Consider the following 19,547-nt stretch of genomic DNA (forward strand, 5'->3'; position numbering starts at 1 on the left):
TTCCCATCACCGTCGGAACCCGAACCATGAAAGCCGCCATCCTCGTCTTTCCCGGAATCAACCGCGAGCGCGACATGGCGCGCGCATTGAGGCTGATCTCCGGCAGCGAGCCCGCGATGGTCTGGCACGCCGAGACGTCGCTGCCCGCGGGCACCGACCTCGTCGTGGTGCCCGGCGGCTTCTCGTACGGCGACTATCTGCGCTGCGGCGCGATTGCGGCGCGGTCGCCGGTGATGGACGCGGTGCGCGACTATGCGGCCAAGGGCGGTCTCGTGCTCGGCGTCTGCAATGGTTTTCAGATCCTCTGCGAGTCCGGCCTGCTGCCCGGCGTCCTGATGCGTAACGCACGGCTGAAATTCATCTGTCACGACGTGCATCTGCGCGTCGAACGCTCCGACACGCCGTTCACCCGCGGCTACAATGCGGGCCAGGTGATCCGCGTGCCGGTGGCGCATGGCGAGGGCAATTACGAGGCGGATGAAGAGACCATCAAGCGGCTCGAAGGCGAGGGGCGGGTGCTCTATCGCTACTGCTCCGCCGACGGCGTGGTCGACGAGGCCCACAACATCAACGGCGCGGCGGAATCCATCGCCGGAATCGTCAATGACAGGGGCAACGTGCTCGGCATGATGCCGCACCCGGAGAACCACGTCGAAGACATCATGGGCTGCACCGACGGCCGCGGCCTGTTCGCCGGTCTCACTGCCCATCTGGAAAAGGCCGCGTGATCTCGTTCGTGGCGAACCGGGCTCTCGCCGCGATCGCGGCGCTGTCGCTCGCGACATTTTCACTCGCGACATTTTCACTCGCGACCGTTGCGTTCGCGCAAGATTTCCCCAAGCGCCCGATCACGATGATCGTGCCGTTCGCGGCCGGCGGTACGTCGGACGTGATCGCGCGCACGGTCGCCGAGCAAATGGGCATCGCGCTCGGCCAGACCATCGTGATCGAGAACGTCGCCGGCGCCGGCGGCTCGACCGCGCTGGCGCGCGCCTCCCGCGCCGAGCCTGACGGCTACACCATCGCTATCGGCAACGCCGGCACCAATGCCGCGACCTACACGATCTATCCAAAACTGCCGTTCACGCCTGAATCCTTCGTGCCGATCGCCATGGTGGCGAAGACGTTCGGCGTCATCGCGCTGCGCAAGGATTTCCCGGCGAAGGACCTGAAAGAGTTCATCGCCTACGCCAAGGCCAACCCGGGCAAGATCAATCTCGGCCACGCCGGTGTCGGCTCGTCGAATTACCTCATTTGCAAGAGCTTTGTGACGGCCGCCGGGGTCGACGCAACACTGGTCGGCTATCGCGGTGCGGCGCCCGCACTCACGGATGCGATCGGCAGCCAGATCGACGGCGTCTGCGACGCCGCGGCCTCCGTCTCGCAGTCGATCGGCGACAAGCTAGTGAGGGGCCTGGTGGTTGGCTCGACCGTGCGGCTGGCCACGCTGCCCGATCTGCCGACGTCTGCCGAGGCAGGCCTGCCGGACTTCGAGGCGCAGGGCTGGAACGGCCTGTTCGCGCCGAAGGGCACGCCGCCGGCCATCATCACCAAGCTGAACGCGGCTGCGCGCACGGCGGTGGAAACCGACGCGGTGAAGAAGCGTTTTGCGGATCTGTCGACCGTTGCGCCCGATCCCGACGAGCATACGCCCGAGGTGCTCCAGAAGCTCGTGACGCGTGACGTCGAGAAGTACCGGAAGATGCTGGCGGACGACGCCAAGTAGCAGCCGCCCAAATCATAGCAAGTCATAGCGGTTTCGGGCTTGCTGTCTCATGAACCTCAATCGCGTTTGAGACGACTGACTCCTCGTCGCCATCAAGGCGCGCGCGTCCGGGGTCGCTGATTTCCGCGCGGATGGAAGCAACTCAAAGTTGTTTCGCCGCGTGAGTTGCGATATCAGGAAGCGTGCGCTGTCGTTGTGCTCCCGGATGTCACATGCCCGTCGCTTTGGTCGTTCTGCTGCTCGATATCACACTGATTTACCACGCGTCGCGAACCGGGCGGTTGCAGCCCTGGGCCTTCATCATCCTGATGGTGCCGCTAGCCTACATCGCGGTCGAACTCGTCCCTGAATGGTTTTCCAGCCCCGGTGCGCGACAGGCGCGTCAGCGCGTCGCCAATCGGCTCGATCCGGAGAAGCGCTATCGCGAGCTGTGCGACCGGCTGGCGGCCACCGACACCATCGCCAACCGTGCGGCGCTGGCCGAGGAATGCGCAAAGGTCGGCCGCTTCAGCGAGGCCGAGCAGCATTACGGTCACATCCTGAGCCTGCCGATGGGCCACGACCCCGCTTATGCCTTCGGCAAGGCGCAGGCCGAGTTTGCCGCCAAGCGTCCGGCCGACGCGCTGGCGACGCTGGACGACTTTCAGAAGCAGTGGCCGGACTTCGATTCCGCCGACGCGCATCTGCTCTACGCCCGTGCGCTCGCCGAGGTCGGCCGGCTCGACGAGGCGCTGGAGGAATATCACGCCGTCGCCGGCTATTTCCCGGGCGCGGAAGCGCGGGTGCGCTACGGCATGCTGCTCCAGATGGTCGGCCGCAGCGCCGAGGCGCGCGTGGTCTTCAACGAGCTCCTGATCCAGATGCGTCGCGCGCCCAAATATCTGCGAGAGGCAGGCCGATTGGCTCTCGATCGCCGAGAAGCAGTTTTCGACCTGAGCGGTCTTATTGTTTGAGCATGATCTCATCGGAAAACTGCTGCGCACTTTTCCGGATCATGCCTTGCGCAGCTTCAGCCGTTCCGCCGGCACCGTCATCGCGGCGACGCCGGCCATGACCAGCAGCAGTCCCAGCGCGAGGTTCGACGGTACGCTCTCGCCGAGCAGCAACACGGACAATCCGACGCCGATCGGAATGCGCAGATAGCCTTGTGCGTTCGTGGTCAGCGTGCCGAGCCGGCCGAGGCAGACGTAGAACAGCATCAGCCCCAGCGCGCTGGAGACGATGCCCATGACGATGGTGGCGACGATCGCCGTCGGCGTCGGGTGCAGCGTCCAGGGCTGGTCGATGATGAGCGAGGGCGGCAGCAGCACGAGGCCACCGAACAGCAGCGAGCCGGTTGCGACCACCATCGGATCGTATTCGGAGAGCCGCAAGCCAAAGATCGTCGCGCAGGCAAAAGAGATGGTGGCGAGCAGGATCGCGATCTCGGCAATAATCTCGCTGCCGAAGCCGCGTAGCGCGTCGAGACCGACGATGGCGATGGTGCCGGCGAGGCCGAGAATTGCGCCCGCGAACTTCAGCAGTGTCGCCGGCTCGTGCCGTGTGATCAGCGACGTGATCAGGAAGGCGAAAATCGGCGTCGTCGAGGCCAGCACCACCGTGTTCGAGGCCGGGACATATTGCTGCGACCAGGTGATGACCAGGAACGGAAAGGTCGAGTTGATCAGCTGCTGGGTCGCGAACAGCTTCCAGGCCTTCGCATCCGTCGGGAGTTTGAGGCCGCGCATCCACAGGATGGCAAACAGGAAGGCGAACGCGATCAGCGAGCGCGCCGAGATGAAGGTGATGGGCGGGATCGTGGGAAGCGCGAGCTTCGCCAGCGGATAGGTCGAGCTCCAGCAGCAGGCGAGCGCGAACAGCAGCGCATAGTCGCGCCAGTTACGGGCGCCGACGGCGATGATGGATGGCGACGATGATGCGGCGGCCGCCGTGCGGCCCGACGATGTGCTCTTCGGCACCTTGTTCCTGCTCCCCCGCGCCAACGCGCTTGTCGCAAGTCTGGGCGAGGGGGCGCGAAAAGGGAAGGCGTCGAGCTATGCGTTTGCCTGGAGTGCAGGCTTCCGCTTCACCCGCTTGATCGTGCCGGAGAAGGTAAACAGCGGCCGCCCGGCCGAGGTCAGCTTGCCCCGCAGGAAGATCAGCGAGCCGCCGGCGCGGGACACTTCGCCGACGCATTCGACCAGCTCGCCCTCGCGGGCCGCGTCGAGGAAATCACAGGCGAAATTCGTCGTCACGGCCGGGCCATCCAGCTCGTGGGTGGCGATCGCGAACAGGCAATAGTCGGCGAAGGCCATGAAGCAGCCGCCATGGACGTTTCCGGAGCCGTTGAGGTGCTTTTTCTCGACCCGGAAGGCCGAGCGGACGCTGCCGTCGTCCTCGATCTTGTGCCAGAACGGGCCGATATGGCTCTCAAAACTGTCGCGAATCCAGGTCCGCCAGCCCGTGAACTCGCCATCGGTGGCGACGTGCAGGTCCGGGCGGCGGGTGGAGGGGACTTTGGTCAATTCGTGCAAGGAAATGGGCCTTCAATTACGGGTCTTTAGTCCTTAAATCCGATCCGTCAGCGCCTTGCAATTCCCGTTCCCGCCGACCGCCTGCCCGCAAAACGTGGGACAGCGGGAAAATGCGCCATAAAGGGCTTTTCGTAGGCCCCCGATCTTCCTAAGAACGGCAAAACGCCGCCGAAAGCCCCGAATCCATGAAGAACGAACCCAAGATCACCCCCGAACTGGTTGCCGCCCACGGGCTCAAGCCCGACGAGTACGAGCGCATCCTGAAGCTGATCGGGCGGGAGCCGACCTTCACCGAGCTCGGCATCTTCTCGGCGATGTGGAACGAGCACTGCTCGTACAAATCCTCGCGCATCCATCTGCGCGGCCTACCGACCAAGGCGCCCTGGGTGATCCAGGGCCCCGGCGAGAATGCCGGCGTGATCGACATCGGCGACGGCCAGGCCGTGGTCTTCAAGATGGAGAGCCACAACCACCCGAGCTACATCGAGCCCTATCAGGGCGCGACCACCGGCGTCGGCGGCATTCTGCGCGACGTCTTCACCATGGGCGCGCGTCCTATCGCCTGCCTCAATGCGCTGAGCTTCGGCGCGCCCGAGCATGCCAGGACACGGCATCTCGTCTCCGGCGTCGTCGCCGGCGTCGGCGGCTATGGCAATTCCTTCGGCGTGCCGACGGTGGGCGGCCAGGTGCGCTTCCACACCCGCTATGACGGCAACATCCTCGTCAACGCGATGGCCGTGGGCCTCGCCGACGCCGACAAGATTTTCTATGCGGCCGCTTCCGGCGTGAACATGCCGATCGTCTATCTGGGCTCCAAGACGGGGCGCGATGGCATCCACGGCGCCTCGATGGCCTCGGCCGAGTTCGACGACAAGTCCGAGGAGAAGCGCCCCACCGTGCAGGTCGGCGATCCCTTCGCCGAAAAACTGCTGCTCGAGGCCTGCCTCGAGATCATGGAGAAGGGCTGCGTCATCGCGATCCAGGACATGGGCGCGGCCGGCCTGACCTGCTCGGCGGTCGAGATGGGCGCCAAGGGCGACCTCGGCGTCGACCTCGATCTCGACGCGGTGCCGACCCGCGAGACCGGCATGAGCGCCTACGAGATGATGCTCTCGGAGAGCCAGGAGCGCATGCTCATGGTGCTCAAGCCCGAGAAGGAGAAGGAAGCCGAGGCCATCTTCAAGAAGTGGGGTCTCGACTTCGCCGTCGTCGGCTACACCACCCCGAGCAAGCGTTTCGTCGTCAAGCATGGCGGCGACGTCATGGCCGACCTGCCGATCAAGGAGCTCGGTGACGAGGCGCCGCTCTACGACCGTCCGCACGTTCCCTCCGCCGCGCTGCCTGTGGTGCACGCGCGCGAGGTGCCGGCGCCGATGGGCGTCGGTGCCGCGCTGGAGAAGCTGATCGGCACGCCCGACATGTGCAGCAAGCGCTGGGTCTGGGAGCAATACGACCACGTCATCCTCGGCAACACCTTGCAGCGTCCCGGCGGCGATGCCGCCGTGGTGCGCGTGCAGGACGGGCCGAAGGGTCTGGCGCTGACCGTCGACGTCACGCCGCGCTATTGCGAAGCTGACCCGTTCGAGGGCGGCAAGCAGGCGGTGGCGGAAGCCTGGCGCAACATCACCGCGGTCGGCGGCAAGCCGCTCGCGATCACCGACAATCTCAATTTCGGCAATCCTGAACGGCCCGAGATCATGGGCCAGTTTGTCGGCTGCCTGAAGGGCATCTCGGAGGCCTGCCGCACGCTCGACTTCCCGGTCGTGTCCGGCAACGTCTCGCTCTACAACGAGACCAACGGCCGCGCGATCCTGCCGACACCCTCGATCGGCGGTGTCGGTCTGCTCGACGATTTCACCAAGTCCGCTTCGCTGGCCTTCAAGGCCGAGGGCGAGGCGATCCTCCTGGTCGGCGAGACCCACGGCTGGCTCGGCCAGTCGGTCTACCTGCGCGACATCTGCGGTCGCGAGGAGGGCGCGCCGCCGCCGGTCGACCTCGCGGCCGAGAAGCGCAACGGCGACTGCGTGCGCGGCATGATCCATGCGGGCACTGCGACCGCGGTGCACGATCTCTCCGACGGTGGCCTGCTGATCGCGCTCGCCGAGATGGCAATGGCCAGCGGCATCGGCGCAAAATTGCTGGCGGCGCCGACGTCGCTCGTCTCGCAGGCCTATTGGTTCGGCGAGGACCAGGCGCGCTATCTCGTCACCGTGCCGGAAGCGGAAGCCGGCCGCGTGCTGGCCAAGATGCGCGGCTGCGAGGTGCCCTGCGTGCGCATCGGCACCACCGGCGGCGATGCAATCGCGATCGCGGGCGAGGCGCCGGTCACGATCGATAGCCTGCGGAAATCGTTCGAGCGCTGGCTGCCGGAATATATGAGCGGGAAGGCGGCGTAAGGCGCCGCCACACACTCCGTCATTACGAGGAGCAAAGCGACGAAGCAATCCAGATCGTCTCCGCGGAGAGACTCTGGATTGCTTCGCTACGCTCGCAATGGCGGATGGAGAGACCTCGGCCTCACAAAACGTGCGACGCGCCCGGAATCTTCCGCAACATTGCCGTCAGTCCCCAGCTCAGCAACACCGTGAGCACGAAGCCGATCGCGGCCTTGAAGATCGCAGGCCACGAATAGTCGAACAGCACATACTGGATCCACAGCGCGATCGGGTAGTGCACCAGGAACATGCCGTAGGCGTCCGCCTGCATGCGGTCGAGCAGGTTCGGCCCCGGCGACTTCTGGTGCAGGAAGAAGGCGAGGATCGCGAGCAGGATCGCAGCCGAGAACAGCACGACGAACGTCCCGTAGATCGCCTGATACCAGTCCGGCAGCACGTTGGGATTCCCGAGGATTGCGCGCTTGATGTAGATCATGCACCACATCAGGCAGTAGGGGACCAGCGTGGCGATCACCCACATCCATCGGTTCTTCGGCAACTGGCCCTCGGCGCTGAGGATACCGCGATCGAAGTTGGCGGCACCGACGCTGACGCCAATGAAGAAATAGGCGAAGTAGAGCAGGACGCGGCTCGCCTGCACCGAAAACGGTCCGAACTCGAACCATTTGTTGGCCCCGAAATGGACCAGCGCGGGCACGTAGACGACGGCAGTGACGACGGCGAGCAGCAGCCAGAACACGGCCGGCTGCTCAAATCCGCGCACCGAAACGCGGTTGACCGGATCGACCAGGTGGGTTGAGACCCGGTAGAGCAGGCTCGCAGTCAGGTCGAACGCCAGCAGCACCCACACGAACCAGATCGGCCCGCTCGGCCACGGCCCGACGGTGATCGTCTTCCACCAGAACGAAGCGAAGGTCAGCTCGGGATCGTGCCGCAGCGCGATCGCGTAATAGGCGAGCGGGATGACCGTGAAGGCCGCGATCACGAACGGCAGCCCGAGCCGCAACAGGCGGTCGCGCAGGAAAACCTGTGGTGCCTTGCGCGCGATGCCGGACCACGTGAACAGTCCCGACAGGAAGAAGAACATCGCCATGAAGAAGCTGTCGGTGCAGAGCACGACGACGTCGAAGCCGATCCAGGACGCCGGGTCGGTGTGACCGAAATAGGTGTAGGGAATGACCGCGTGGTGCAGCAGCACCACCAGCGTGAGAAAGGTGCGGGTCCGATCGAGCGACAGATTGCGCGTCTTGGCTTTCGGCGCGGCGTGCGCCTCCGCGCCGATCGTCGCGGAATGTGACATCGTCATCATGGTCGCCCCGATTGCGCTCCAGCCCTGGCCGGACTGTGCCGCCGGGAACCGGATTCAGCAAGCGCAGTTTGTGCCGCGCCTTGCCCGCGGAGTGCCCTCAGGAACCAGTTCCGCGCAGCGAAGTTAGCGTTCGCGAATAGGTTGAGGGCCGCAAAACATGCGGCATTTTAGTCGGAGTTGGTTATGACGATCCTGAAATGGGCGCTGATCTTTCTCTTGATCTCGATCGTGGCCGGCGTGCTCGGCTTCACCGGCCTCTCGGCCGCCTCGGCCGATGTCGCCCGCTTCCTGTTCTATATATTCGTCGTGATCTTCCTGGTGCTGCTGGTACTGGGGCTCACGATCTTCAGGGCATAGCCGGGCTGCCGGTCGAATCGCGGGGGCCGGCCCTCAATTGCCTGCGAATGGCATGACGCGGGCCATCAGCTCGGCCAGGAACTCATCAGGACGATCGAACGGAATGAAATGATCGCCGCCGCGAACCCACACAAATTCCTTATGCGGGGCCGTGATCTCCTTGAAATATTGCTCGGCGGGTTCGCCCGGCGTCACGCCGTCCGCGTCGCCCTCGATGAAGAACATGGGGATCGAAGATCTGAATCCCATCGAGGCCATGTCGCTCTGAAACATCGGCCCGTTCCGTCCGGTCAGATATTTGGCCGAGAAGGCGACGCCCTTGCGCCAGTTGTACAAGTCGAGCAGCGAGACATCCGGCATGAAGAGCGGCGGGATGGGGCCGGCGAACTGGAAGCCACCGGCGGGCGGCAGACCCAGCGCGTTGCTCCATTTGTCCGCAATCAGGCGATTTTCCGGGGTGAGGGCCGGCTGTGAAGCGATCGGCGCCAATTCCGCCAGGGCTTCGGGATTGTTGGCGGATGCCGCAAGCCGTTGCAGGCGCGCGATCGTGAGCTCGAATGCCTTCTCGAAGGTCGTCCTGCCAACCACCTGGCCCGTGCCGACATAGGCCGAGAACAGATCCGGGCGTTGCTTCACCATGTGAATTCCCAGGAACGAGCCCCACGAATGCCCGACCAGGACGATCCTGTCCTTGTGCAGATGCGTGCGCAGATGCTCGGCCAGCTCGACGCCATCCTGCGTCATGCGCTCCAGTGTCATGGTTGGCGCCAGCGTGTCTCCGGCGGCGCCATACGTGCGGCCGGTGCCGCGCTGGTCCCATTGCACGATGGTGAAGTGCTTTTCCCAGGGGCGCCAACCCGACGACATTGGCCAGCTGGAGCCTCCGGGCCCGCCGTGGACGAACAGGAGGACCGGGTTATCCCGATCCTCGCCGCGGATTTGAATCCATTGCTTGATTCCGCCGATGTCGACGTACCCTCCCTCCTGCACGCCCTTTGGTGAGCGGATCGCGAGGGTTTCGGCAGCAAGATGCTGGCGATAGGCGCGAAAACCCAGTCCGGCGGCGGCCACCACGATGAGGATACCGGCCACGCCCAGCAACGAGAGCCCAATCAGTCTTGCGGCTTTGCGCGGCATCCTGAGCCTTGTGTCGACTGAGAGGAAGCGACCTGCGATCGCCTCCGGCGCGATGAGCCTACCCCACTTCCTCGATCTTCACCTTGTCCGGATAGAAAGCGAGATGGCCGGAAATCTCCGTCATCGCGGGGAAGGGCGTCTCGTAGGTCCAGATCGCGTTGTCGAGCGTCTTGCCGTCGGCCTTGACGCTGTAATAGCTCGCGTCCCCTTTGTAGGGGCAATGGGTGACGCGGTCGGTGCGCTCCAGCACCGCCATGTTGGCGTCCTCCCGCGGCACATATTGCACCGCCGGATATTTCGCCTCTTTCAAGATCAGCGCCTTGCTGGTCTCGGCGATCACGATGTCGCCGGCCGTGACGCGGACGCGTCGGGGATTCTGGGTAATGGTGATGGGGTGGTCGGGCCCTGGAAGCTTCATGATTTCACGCCTTTTCGATCAATCTTGCGCGCGCGGCACTTTGTCGTGCCTTTATCCGGATGGGATCAGGGATATAGTGCCGGAATGCGTGACGTAGAAGGCCGTTCACGCTAAGTTTGGCCCTGCCGGTCCGGGGACCCCGGCAAGCGATTCGAAGCCGAGACAGGAGCAAGACCCGAATGCCCATGGACGCCCACGATATCGAGGCGATGATCAAGGCAGCGATCCCCGATGCCGAGGTGACGATCCGTGACCTCGCCGGCGATGGCGACCACTATGCCGCGACCGTGATCTCGGAATCCTTCCGCGGCAAGTCCCGCGTCCAGCAGCACCAGATCGTCTATCAGTCCCTGCAAGGCCAGATGGGCGGCGTGCTGCATGCGCTGGCGCTGCAAACCGGGGTACCCGGGGCCTGATCTGATCGCGTGACGGGGGGATGACGATGGCTGCGGACAATCCTCGCGGCGCGATGTTTCGCGTCATCGCTCCGAACCAGCACAGCCGCGTCACCAATGCCGAGCTGTTCTTTGACCTCGTCTTCGTCTTCGCCGTCACGCAGGTCTCGCACACGCTGCTGCACCATTTCACCCCGCTCGGCGCGGTCCACGTCACGGTGCTGTTCCTCGCGGTGTGGTGGGTGTGGGTCTACACCGCCTGGGTCACCAACTGGCTCAATCCCGAGCTGACCCCGGTCCGCATCCTGATCTTCCTGATGATGCTGGGCGGCCTCGTGCTGTCGACGACGATCCCGACCGCCTTCGAGGGGCGGGGCCTGTGGTTCGCGATCGCCTACGCGACCATGCAGGTCGGACGCACCGCCTTCTGGCTGTTCGCGACCCCGCGCCATCGAACGGCCGTCCGGCACAACGCGATCCGCATTCTGGTCTGGCTCTCTGGCTCCGCGATCTTCTGGATCCTCGGCGGTCTCGCCCATGACGAGGCGCGGCTGTGGTTCTGGATCGCGGCGCTCGCGATCGAATACGTCTCGCCGGCGGTGCGCTTCTGGGTCCCGAAGCTCGGCTTCTCGTCGGTCGAAGCCTGGGCCGTCGAAGGCGGGCACATGGCCGAGCGCTGCGCCGGCTTCATCATCATCGCACTCGGAGAAGCCGTCGTCGTCAACGGCGCCACCTTTGCCGAACTGGACTGGACCGCGGATAATATTTTGGCCTTCGTCTCGGCCCTGGCCGGGGCCATCGCGATGTGGTGGGTCTATTTCCACAAGGGCGCGGAGGCCGGCTCCGAGCGGCTCTCGAAATCCACCGAATCCGGCCGGCTGGCACGGATGGCCTATACCTATCTGCACATGCCGATCATCGCCGGCATCATCCTGACCGCGGTGTCGGACGAACTGGTGTTGAAGCATCCGACCGGCCATTCCGATATCAGGACCATCGTGAGCACGGTCGGTGGTCCCCTGGTGTTCCTGGTCGGCACCATCCTGTTCAAGCACGCGATCAGCGGCTTCCTCCAGCTCTCCCACGGCATCGGCATCATCCTGCTACTGGTGCTGTGGTGGTTCGCCGCCGATCTCTCGCCGCTCTGGCTGTCGGTCGCGTCGACCGTGATCATGATCGTGGTCGCGGTATGGGAGTCGGTGTCGCTGGGGTCGAAGCCGGAGGAGGCAGAGGCGCATTGAGCTCCGGCCGCACATGTCCTCGTAGAGTTGTTTGAGCGTACGCCTCGTCCTTCGAGACGACCGCTGCGCGGTCTCCTCAGGATGAGGCTAATCGGCATAGGCGCCCGCTGAAACTGCTGCCGCGTGCTCCGTCCTCATCCTGAGGAGCCCGCCGAAGGCGGGCGTCTCGAAGGATGTGCCGCGGGAAAACGCTCTGAAATACATAGCTCTCCGGACGGCCAGTCGAGCGGGAAGCGCCGGAGCGCGTTTACTCCGCCGCCTCCAGCGCGTGCACGGAAAACATCTTCGCCGCGTCCGTCCAGCTTTCGCGCACCTGCCAGCCCGCGCCCAGCGCCAGCGCAGCAAAACGCTCGAGGCTGTATTTGTAGCTGTTCTCGGTGTGGATGCTCTCGCCGGGGCGGAACGAGAAGCTGGTGCCGAGCAGGCGCACGGTCTGGCTCTTCTTGCTGATCAGATGCATCTCGATCCGGTGCCGCTCGCGGTTGTAGATCGCGCGATGGGTGAAGGCGGACAGGTCGAAATTGCCGCCGAGCTCGCGGTTGATGCGCACGAGCACATTGAGGTTGAAGCGGGCGGTGACGCCGGCGGCATCGTTGTAGGCGTCGTGGAGGACGCGCTCTTCCTTCTCGAGGTCGGCGCCGATGATCATCTGCGCGCCCTTGCCCAGGATCTTGCGGGCGCTCTTCAGGAAGGCCTGCGCCTCATGCGGCTCGAAATTTCCGATGGTCGAGCCGGGGAAGAAGCCGACCTTGGGCATCGATGCGACGGCCTTGGGCAACTCGAACGGCGTGGTGAAGTCGGCCGCCACCGGATAGATGCCGAGCGTCGGGAAGTCTCGCTTCAGGCCGTTGGCCTGCGCCTTCAGGAAGTCGCCGGAGATGTCGACGGGTACATAGGCCGCGAACTTGCAGTGATCGAGCAGCAGGCGGACTTTTGTGGTTGCTCCGGCGCCGAACTCGACCAGCGCCGCATGCTGCGGAATGATCTTCGCGATCTCGCTGCCGCGCTCCTTCAGGATCGCAAGCTCGGTGCGCGTCGGGTAATATTCCGGCAGGCGCGTGATTGCCTCGAACAGCTCCGAGCCGGTCGCGTCGTAGAAATATTTCGGCGACAGCTTTTTCGGCTGCTGCGAGAGGTCCTCGATGGCCTCGCGGGCGAAGGCGGTGGTCTGCTCGTCGGGGAGATGGGCTTCGGCCAAAGCGCTGGCGTGCACATTCATGATACTCTCCTGAACGCGCTGTCCGGCGCGCATTTATCGTCGGATGAAAACTAGACGTAATCGGCGAGCCGCAGTCCGGTGAACTGCCAGCGATGGTGCGGATAGAAGAAATTGCGATAGGTAATACGGCTGTGGCCCTCGGGAGTTGCAAGCGAGGAGCCGCGCAGCACCAGTTGGTTGATCATGAACTTGCCGTTGTACTCCCCGAGCGCGCCTTCGATGGCGCGGTAGCCGGGGTAGGGCGAATATGAAGACCGCGTCCACTGCCAGACAATGCCGAAGGCGTCGTTGAGCTGGCCGGCACGCGCAGCAACCTCCCATTCCATCTCGGTCGGCAGATGCTTTCCGGCCCAGCGCGCAAACGCATCGGCCTCGTAATAGCTGACGTGGCAGACCGGCGCGTCCGGATCGACCGGCTTGAGGCCGGCGAGCGTCATCATGTGCCACTGGCCGTCGATCTCGCGCCAATGGCCGGGGGCGTCCCAGCCTTCGTTGTTGACGGTGGCAAAGCCGTCCATCAGCCACAGCGTTGCGGTCCGGTAGCCGCCGTCGCGCATGAAGGCGAGCCACTCGGCGTTGGTGACGAGGTTGCGTGCGACCCTGACTGGACCGACGAGGGCGCGATGCGCCGGCTTCTCATTGTCGAAATGAAAACTGTCGTCGACATGACCGACGGTGTGGATACCTTCGTTCAGCATCAGCCAATCCTCCCCCGCGCGTGTCGAAGCCGGGAAGCGCCAGTCCGGATCATAGGCCGGCGGGATCGGGTTCTGCGCGAAGGCATGCAGGATGTCGGTGAACATCAATTCCTGATGCTGCTGCTCGTGATTGAGCCCGACCTCGACCAGCGGCGCGATCTCGCGAAGCTTGTCCGGGCCGACCTCGCGGAAGAATTTGACGACAGCCGCATCGACATATGTTCGATAAGCGCCGACCTGATCGGCGCTGGGGCGGGTGATGTCGCCGCGGTGATTGCGGGAATGACGCGGGCCGGCGCTGACGTAATAGGAATTGAACAGGAAAGCGAAATCAGGGTGGAAGGGCCGGTAGCTAGGGGCGTGCTCGCCGAGCAGGAATTGCTCCCAGAACCAGGTGGTATGGGCCCGATGCCATTTCGTGGGGCTCGCATCCGGCATGGATTGAATCTGCTGGTCTTCGGGCGACAGCGGCTCGGCCCGGCGCTCGGTCTCGTTGCGGACGGCGAGAAATGCCTCTTCCAGCCCCTGGGCGAGGCCGCGCGGGTCGGCCGACGGTGACGAAAGCGGCGGGGTGGCCGTAGCGGAGGCTGATTTCGTCACGTTTTTCTCCAGACAGGACAAGAGAACGTTGTTGGCGTTGCCCGGTTCCAAAACCTGGGTTCGTCCTAGATAGGGGCTCCGTTACGGTATGAAAGTCCTCCCCGGCGATGATATTCGTGGCATCATGTAATGGGGCCGGCGTGGCCTGGACCGGCCCCAAGGGGCTGTTCGCCGCCATTTTACTTTGGATGCACAACGGTTTGGGCTACATATATAGGCAGGTATCGGGTTAAATCGGCTGAGCCGGCCCGGAGTGATTGTTGAGGGCTCCGCCCCAGAAGGACACGGATATGAGCATCGCGGAATTCATCGCCAACGAAGTCAAGTCGAACGACGTGGTTCTGTTCATGAAGGGAACGCCGCAGTTTCCGCAGTGCGGTTTCTCCGGCCAGGTCGTCCAGATCCTCGACCATATCGGCGTTGGCTATAAGGGCCTCAACGTCCTCGAATCCGCCGAACTGCGCAACGGCATCAAGGACTACTCGAACTGGCCGACCATTCCGCAGCTCTATGTGAAGGGCGAGTTCGTCGGCGGATGCGACATCGTCCGCGAGATGTTCCAGGCCGGCGAACTGCAGCAGCTGCTCTCCGAGAAGGGCGTCGCCGTCGCGGCCTGACACGTGACCCAGCTGACGCGCCGCATCGGCGGCGCCGAGCTTGAGGTTATCGTCGCTGACATCACGACACTCGGCGTTGACGCCATCGTCAACGCCGCAAGTTCGTCTCTCCTTGGCGGAGGCGGCGTTGATGGCGCAATCCACGACGCTGCCGGTCCCGAGCTTCTGGCCGAGTGCCGGACGCTCGGGGGATGTCCGACCGGCGATGCCAAGATCACGAAGGGCTACCGTCTGCCCGCGGGACATGTGATCCACGCAGTCGGCCCCGTCTGGCAGGGCGGCAGCCGCGGCGAGGCGGATTCGCTGCGTTCCTGTTATCGCCGTGCGCTTGAGCTCTCCCAGGCCAATAGACTGAACTCTCTAGCCTTCTCCGCGATCTCGACCGGGGTATATCGCTTTCCGGCCGACCAGGCCGCGAAGATTGCGGTCCATGCGACCATCGAAGCCCTGCCGGCTGCGCCGCTGGTCGCCCACGTCATATTCTGTTGTTTCTCGGAGACAAGCGCCACGCTCCACACGGACGTTCTGGCGCGGTACAGCAGCCCTTGTGCCTGATGACGTGGTCAGTACACTCCGCTCGGCCACCTTCCGGGGAGGGGATATGAATTCACATTTCGGACTGCGTGCGTTGATTTGCGGCGCACTGGTGTCGCTGGGTGCGATGTCGCTCGCGCGCGCCGAAGGCACCTACGAGATTCCGGCCGGCGCGCATTTCAATCAGGACAAGCTCGCCAAGGTCAGCGAGTTCTTCAAGAACGAGGTCGCGACCGGCAAGATCGCCGGCGCGACAGTGCTGATCAAGCAGCACGGCAAGCCCGTCTTCCGCGAAGCCTTCGGCGTGCAGGACGTGGTGAGCAAGGCGCCGATCACGGACCAGACCATCTTCCGCCTGTTCTCGATGAGCAAGGCGATCACCTCCGTCGTTGCGGTGCAGTTGATCGAGGACGGCAAGATCAAGCTCGACGATCCCGTCTCGAAATACATTCCGTCCTTCGCCAATGTGAAGGTCGGCGTCGAGAAGAAGGCCGACGACGGCACCAAGTCGCTCGAACTCGTGCCGCTGAGCCGGCCGATGACGGTGAAGGATCTGATGACGCACACGTCTGGCGTCACCTATGGCTTCTACGGCGACAGCCTGGTCCGCAAGGCCTATCGCGACGCCAAGATCTACGACGGCGATTTCGATCTCGCCGAGTTCGCCGAGCGCATCGCAAAATTGCCGCTGCACAACCAGCCGGGCGCGCTGTGGCAATACGGCCATTCCACCGACATTCTGGCGCGAGTCATGGAGGTCGCAACCGGCAAGCCGTTGCTCGATATCGAGCGGGAGAAGCTGCTCGATCCGCTCGGCATGGTCGACACCGGCTTCTTCGTCACCGCGCCCGAGAAGCAGAAGCTTCTGGCGCAGCCGGTGCCGAATGACGCCGATTTTCGTGTCGGCCGGATCAATGATCCGACGGTTGTCAAAAAGATTCAATTCGCCAGCGGCGGCATGGTTACGACCATGGCGGACTATGAGCGCTTTGCGCAGATGCTGCTCAATGGCGGCAGCCTCGACGGCAAGACCATCCTCAAGCCCGAGACGTTCAAGCTGATGGTGACCGACCAGGTCGGCCCGACCTCGGGGGTCAGTCGCGACTATTTCTATTTCCCCGGCGACGGGTTCGGCTTCGGCCTCGGCCTTGCGGTCCGCACCGATCCCGGCAACGCCAAGCCGCCGCCGCCCGGCGATCTCGGGGAATTGAAGTGGGACGGCGCCTCCGGTTGCTATTTCGTCATCGACCCCAAGCAGGACATGTTCTTCGTGCTGCTGGAGCAGACCCCGACCGAGCGCCAGCGCGTGCAGCGGACATTGAAGCAGTTGGTTTATGAAGCAATGGAGAAGTGACATGTTCGGGCGCCGCGCGCTGATCGCGGCGCTCGTTCTTTTGTTCGGTGCAGGTGGTGCGCAGGCGGGCTCCGAGGGGCGCGCCCACACTTTCTCGCCAGAAGGTCTGGCAAAGGTTTCCGACTACATCAGGAGCGAGGTCGCAGCCGGCACCTTTCCGGGCGCGATCCTGCTGCTCCAGCAGCACGGCAAGCCGGTCTATTACGAGAATTTCGGCGTCCGCGATGTCGCCACCGAGATCTCGATGAGCGCGGACACGATCTTCCGGCTCTATTCGATGTCGAAGCCGGTCACGACAGTCATGGCGATGATGCTGGTCGAGCAGGGCAAGCTCTCGCTCGATGATCCCGTCGCAAAGTACATTCCGGCCTTTGGCGCGATGAAGGTCGGTGTCGAGACGAAGGCCGAGGACGGCAAGGCTGCGCTGGCGCTGGAGCCGCTCAGTCGCCCCGTGACGATCAAGGATTTGATGCGCCACACTGCCGGGCTGCCCTACGGCTATTATGGCGGGGGCTTGGTGAACAAGCTCTATGCCGACGCCGGTCTCTTCGACAACAAGGCTTTGACCAACGCCGAACTCGTCGCGAAGATCACCACGCTTCCGCTCGCGGAACAGCCCGGCACGAACTGGGACTATGGCCACTCCACGGACGTGCTCGGCCGCATCGTCGAGGTCATATCGGGGAAATCGCTGTTCGCGTTCGAGAAGGAGCGGCTGCTCGATCCGCTCGGGATGACGGACACCGCATACTATGTCGCCGATCCTGCCAAGTGGCCGCGCATCGCCGAGCCGATGCCGCAGGATCGCGCGATCAGTCCGATGACGCAGGTCCGCGATCCCCGGAAACCGCTGAGGTGGGAGTCGGGCGGCGGCGGCCTTGTCGGTACGGTCGGTGACTACGCGCGCTTCTCGCAGATGCTGCTCAACGGCGGCAGCTATGAAGGTCGGCGCTATCTCAAGCCCGAGACCATCGCGCTGATGGCGTCGGATCATATCGGCCCCGCGACGAAGATCGCGCGCGATCAGAATTACTATCCGGGCGGAAGCTCCGGCTTCGGCCTCGGTTTCGCGGTGCGCACCTCGGTGCCATCAGGGACATCGTGGCCGCTTGGCGAATATCGCTGGGACGGCGTCGGCGGCACCTTCTTCTTCATCGATCCCGAAGACGATCTGTTCGGAATTTTCATGGTGCAGACCCCGTCGCAGCGTGGCCGGATTCAGCTGGCGCTGAAGACGCTGATCTATCAGGCGATGGGGCGGTAGCTAGCCGCCTTCGTAGCCCGGATGGAGCCAACGGGTCGGCGCGAAGCGCCGCCCGATGACAGGCTCCGCGCAATCCGGGAAAATCTTTCCGCGAGGCGAGGACCCCGGATTTCGCTGCGCTCCATCCGGGCTACGGACTTACGCCCCGCGCACGATCTCTCTGACGTACCCGATCGTTTCCTCGACCTGGGCCGCATTGACGTCGAGATGGGTGCAGGCGCGGATGCGGCCGTCCATCATCGCGAGCGTCACGCCGCGCTGGCGCAGTGCGGCGACCATCTTGTCGCCGGCAATTCCGGCGCCATCAGGCTTGAAGAACACGAGATTGGTCTCGGGCTCCTGCACCTCGACGCCTGCGATCTGCGACAGCCCGCGGGCGAGCGCGCGCGCATTGGCGTGGTCGTCGGCCAGGCGATCGACGTGATGGTCGAGCGCGTAGATGCAGGCCGCCGCACAGACGCCGGCTTGCCGCATCGAGCCGCCGAGGCGCTGTTTCCACTGCCAGACCGCGTCGATGAAGGCGCGCGAGCCCGCCAGCACGCCGCCGATCGGCGCGCCCAGGCCTTTGGAGAAATCGATCCACGCCGAATCCCACCCCGCCGTCATGTCGCGCGGGGAGATGCCGCTTGCGACGGTGGCGTTGAGCAGGCGCGCACCGTCCATGTGGGTGACGAGGCCGTGCTGCTTGGCGATCGCGACGATCTCGTCGAGCGCTGCCTTCTTCCAGATCGTGCCGCCGCCGATATTGGCGGTCTGCTCGACGCTGACGACGGTCTGCGGCGGCTGGTAGCGCGTCCGCGGATGCAGTGCCTTGCGAAGGGTCTCCGGAGTGAACTGGCCGTCAGGTCCCTTGAGCTGGGTGACCTGGAAGCCGCCGATCGCTGCATGCGCGCCGCCTTCGCGGGCGATGATATGTGCGCTCTCGTGGGCGAGGATCTCGTCGCCGGGACGGCAATGCACCAGCGTCGCGGTGACGTTGCACATCGTGCCTGAGGGCATGTAGACCGCGGCTTCCTTGCCCATCAGCGCGGCAACGCGCTCGCACAGTGCGTTCACGGTCGGATCGTCGCCGACCTGCTCGTCGCCGACCTCCGCCCGCGCCATCGCCTCGCGCATCGCAGCCGTCGGCTTGGTCTGCGTGTCCGAAAGCAGATTGATGCGCACCGGCGGCGCCTTGGGATCGATCGGGGGAGGGGTATAGAGCATCAACTTGCTCCCTGAGGGGAATGGCACTCGCTCGCGGTCAGCGAGCTCTGGGTGGACGCCGGGCGGCGTGACGAAACCGCATAATAACGATTTCTGTCTCGGTCACACGATAATCGATCAGATAGGGATAAGGGTTGACCGGCAAGCGACGGACGTATGCACGCGTAGTCGTTCGCCCTGCGTGGGGGTAGGTCTCTAGCAATGCTATGAGAGCGACAATGCGGCCGCGCACGTGGCCTGCGCCTTGGGGCGAGTGCGCCTCGATGTAGGTCAGAATTTGGTCGATTTGGGCGAGCGCCCGCTTCGTATAGCGGACCTTCACAGGCCGTGCTTAGCCCACATCGCGCGGACTTCGTCGGCGCTGGCCAGCTCGCCGCGGGCGATTTCGGCTTCGGCCTCGGCGAGATCTGCCTCTTCCGCCGCCGTCAGCTGGATTGGTGGCTGATCGACCCCGGCAAGCTCAAGCAGGGTCCGCGCCAGTTCGTCCTGCTCTGAATCGGGCAGGCCGGAAACTTTGCTGAAGGCCTCTTCCAGAAGACGAGTCATGCTCAACTCCGCGATGT

20 protein-coding genes and 1 pseudogene are annotated in these 19,547 nt (G+C 64.3%); 11 read left to right on the forward strand and 10 right to left on the reverse strand.

Translation table 11 applies throughout. From position 1 onward, the window contains the following. The first annotated feature begins 26 nt into the window (after positions 1-26). From purQ to AB7Z56_RS15490, 3 genes and pseudogenes are all read left to right on the forward strand, one after another. Positions 27-728 carry a phosphoribosylformylglycinamidine synthase subunit PurQ gene (gene purQ, locus AB7Z56_RS15480; RefSeq protein WP_166342514.1) on the forward strand — a complete coding sequence of 234 codons (702 nt, stop codon included), beginning with the start codon at positions 27-29 and terminating at the stop codon, positions 726-728. Then, positions 725-1,726, forward strand: a complete 1,002-nt coding sequence (locus tag AB7Z56_RS15485) for a tripartite tricarboxylate transporter substrate binding protein BugD (protein WP_441256354.1) — start codon at positions 725-727, stop codon at positions 1,724-1,726. Before purQ ends, AB7Z56_RS15485 begins: the two co-directional genes overlap by 4 nt. Positions 1,727-1,938: 212 nt before the next feature. Next, positions 1,939-2,662 (forward strand): annotated as a pseudogene (locus AB7Z56_RS15490) (tetratricopeptide repeat protein). A gap of 56 nt (positions 2,663-2,718) precedes the next feature. Here the strand turns inward: AB7Z56_RS15490 and AB7Z56_RS15495 are convergent. Continuing rightward, on the reverse strand, positions 2,719-3,684 hold the full coding sequence (locus tag AB7Z56_RS15495) for a DMT family transporter (protein ID WP_354125885.1): 966 nt from the start codon (positions 3,682-3,684) through the stop codon (positions 2,719-2,721). A 75-nt stretch (positions 3,685-3,759) separates the two neighbouring features. Beyond that, complete coding sequence (locus AB7Z56_RS15500; RefSeq protein ID WP_167768114.1) at positions 3,760-4,239, reverse strand: PaaI family thioesterase; 480 nt, start codon at positions 4,237-4,239, stop codon at positions 3,760-3,762. Positions 4,240-4,424: 185 nt separating this feature from the next. Between AB7Z56_RS15500 and purL the strand changes: the two genes are divergently transcribed. Further along, positions 4,425-6,635 (forward strand): phosphoribosylformylglycinamidine synthase subunit PurL, encoded by a 2,211-nt coding sequence (gene purL, locus AB7Z56_RS15505; protein ID WP_135215412.1) that lies wholly within the window; start codon positions 4,425-4,427, stop codon positions 6,633-6,635. Between the two features lie 121 nt (positions 6,636-6,756). On the opposite strand, the gene AB7Z56_RS15510 is transcribed toward purL, so the two are convergent. Then, positions 6,757-7,944: an acyltransferase family protein gene (locus AB7Z56_RS15510; RefSeq protein WP_135215413.1), complete on the reverse strand. Its 1,188-nt coding sequence runs from the start codon at positions 7,942-7,944 to the stop codon at positions 6,757-6,759. A 183-nt stretch (positions 7,945-8,127) separates the two neighbouring features. Between AB7Z56_RS15510 and AB7Z56_RS15515 the strand changes: the two genes are divergently transcribed. Then, positions 8,128-8,301 carry a DUF1328 domain-containing protein gene (locus tag AB7Z56_RS15515; RefSeq protein WP_135215414.1) on the forward strand — a complete coding sequence of 58 codons (174 nt, stop codon included), beginning with the start codon at positions 8,128-8,130 and terminating at the stop codon, positions 8,299-8,301. A gap of 33 nt (positions 8,302-8,334) precedes the next feature. On the opposite strand, the gene AB7Z56_RS15520 is transcribed toward AB7Z56_RS15515, so the two are convergent. Together AB7Z56_RS15520 and AB7Z56_RS15525 are read right to left on the reverse strand one after the other, a co-directional pair. Continuing rightward, a complete protein-coding gene (locus AB7Z56_RS15520) occupies positions 8,335-9,438 on the reverse strand; it encodes an alpha/beta fold hydrolase (protein ID WP_354124527.1) in 1,104 nt (367 codons plus the stop codon). Positions 9,439-9,496: 58 nt separating this feature from the next. Next, positions 9,497-9,856, reverse strand: coding sequence for a DUF427 domain-containing protein (locus AB7Z56_RS15525; RefSeq protein ID WP_085404300.1), 360 nt, complete (start codon positions 9,854-9,856; stop codon positions 9,497-9,499). A gap of 179 nt (positions 9,857-10,035) precedes the next feature. On the opposite strand from AB7Z56_RS15525, the gene AB7Z56_RS15530 reads away from it, so the two are divergent. Then, positions 10,036-10,272: a BolA/IbaG family iron-sulfur metabolism protein gene (locus tag AB7Z56_RS15530; protein WP_028147489.1), complete on the forward strand. Its 237-nt coding sequence runs from the start codon at positions 10,036-10,038 to the stop codon at positions 10,270-10,272. A 26-nt stretch (positions 10,273-10,298) separates the two neighbouring features. After that, on the forward strand, positions 10,299-11,492 hold the full coding sequence (locus AB7Z56_RS15535; protein ID WP_354124526.1) for a low temperature requirement protein A: 1,194 nt from the start codon (positions 10,299-10,301) through the stop codon (positions 11,490-11,492). Between the two features lie 247 nt (positions 11,493-11,739). Here the strand turns inward: AB7Z56_RS15535 and egtD are convergent, their stop codons facing one another. Together egtD and egtB are read right to left on the reverse strand one after the other, a co-directional pair. After that, complete coding sequence (egtD, locus tag AB7Z56_RS15540) at positions 11,740-12,711, reverse strand: L-histidine N(alpha)-methyltransferase (protein WP_167768115.1); 972 nt, start codon at positions 12,709-12,711, stop codon at positions 11,740-11,742. 50 nt (positions 12,712-12,761) lie between these two features. Then, complete coding sequence (egtB, locus tag AB7Z56_RS15545) at positions 12,762-14,060, reverse strand: ergothioneine biosynthesis protein EgtB (protein ID WP_354124525.1); 1,299 nt, start codon at positions 14,058-14,060, stop codon at positions 12,762-12,764. A gap of 239 nt (positions 14,061-14,299) precedes the next feature. Between egtB and grxD the strand changes: the two genes are divergently transcribed. The 4 genes from grxD to AB7Z56_RS15565 are packed head-to-tail and all read left to right on the forward strand — an operon-like array spanning position 14,300 to position 17,778. Further along, positions 14,300-14,626: a Grx4 family monothiol glutaredoxin gene (gene grxD / locus AB7Z56_RS15550; RefSeq protein WP_085404302.1), complete on the forward strand. Its 327-nt coding sequence runs from the start codon at positions 14,300-14,302 to the stop codon at positions 14,624-14,626. 3 nt (positions 14,627-14,629) lie between these two features. Then, a complete protein-coding gene (locus AB7Z56_RS15555; RefSeq protein WP_354124524.1) occupies positions 14,630-15,181 on the forward strand; it encodes an O-acetyl-ADP-ribose deacetylase in 552 nt (183 codons plus the stop codon). A 46-nt stretch (positions 15,182-15,227) separates the two neighbouring features. Further along, the gene (locus AB7Z56_RS15560; RefSeq protein ID WP_354124523.1) at positions 15,228-16,514 is read left to right on the forward strand and encodes a serine hydrolase domain-containing protein; all 1,287 of its coding nucleotides are present in this window, start codon (positions 15,228-15,230) and stop codon (positions 16,512-16,514) included. A 1-nt stretch (position 16,515) separates the two neighbouring features. Then, the gene (locus tag AB7Z56_RS15565; protein WP_354124522.1) at positions 16,516-17,778 is read left to right on the forward strand and encodes a serine hydrolase domain-containing protein; all 1,263 of its coding nucleotides are present in this window, start codon (positions 16,516-16,518) and stop codon (positions 17,776-17,778) included. A gap of 138 nt (positions 17,779-17,916) precedes the next feature. Here the strand turns inward: AB7Z56_RS15565 and AB7Z56_RS15570 are convergent, their stop codons facing one another. Genes AB7Z56_RS15570 through AB7Z56_RS15580 form a run of 3 tightly spaced genes read right to left on the reverse strand, consistent with a single transcriptional unit; the run spans position 17,917 to position 19,530 of the window. Further along, the gene (locus AB7Z56_RS15570; RefSeq protein ID WP_354124521.1) at positions 17,917-18,984 is read right to left on the reverse strand and encodes a threonine aldolase family protein; all 1,068 of its coding nucleotides are present in this window, start codon (positions 18,982-18,984) and stop codon (positions 17,917-17,919) included. Between the two features lie 37 nt (positions 18,985-19,021). Then, positions 19,022-19,306 carry a type II toxin-antitoxin system RelE/ParE family toxin gene (locus AB7Z56_RS15575; protein ID WP_080669598.1) on the reverse strand — a complete coding sequence of 95 codons (285 nt, stop codon included), beginning with the start codon at positions 19,304-19,306 and terminating at the stop codon, positions 19,022-19,024. Further along, complete coding sequence (locus AB7Z56_RS15580; protein ID WP_028147480.1) at positions 19,303-19,530, reverse strand: hypothetical protein; 228 nt, start codon at positions 19,528-19,530, stop codon at positions 19,303-19,305. Before AB7Z56_RS15580 ends, AB7Z56_RS15575 begins: the two co-directional genes overlap by 4 nt. Between the last annotated feature and the right edge of the window lie 17 nt (positions 19,531-19,547).

Source organism: Bradyrhizobium sp. 482_C4_N1_8 (genome assembly GCF_052075965.1).
GTDB lineage: Bacteria > Pseudomonadota > Alphaproteobacteria > Rhizobiales > Xanthobacteraceae > Bradyrhizobium > Bradyrhizobium barranii.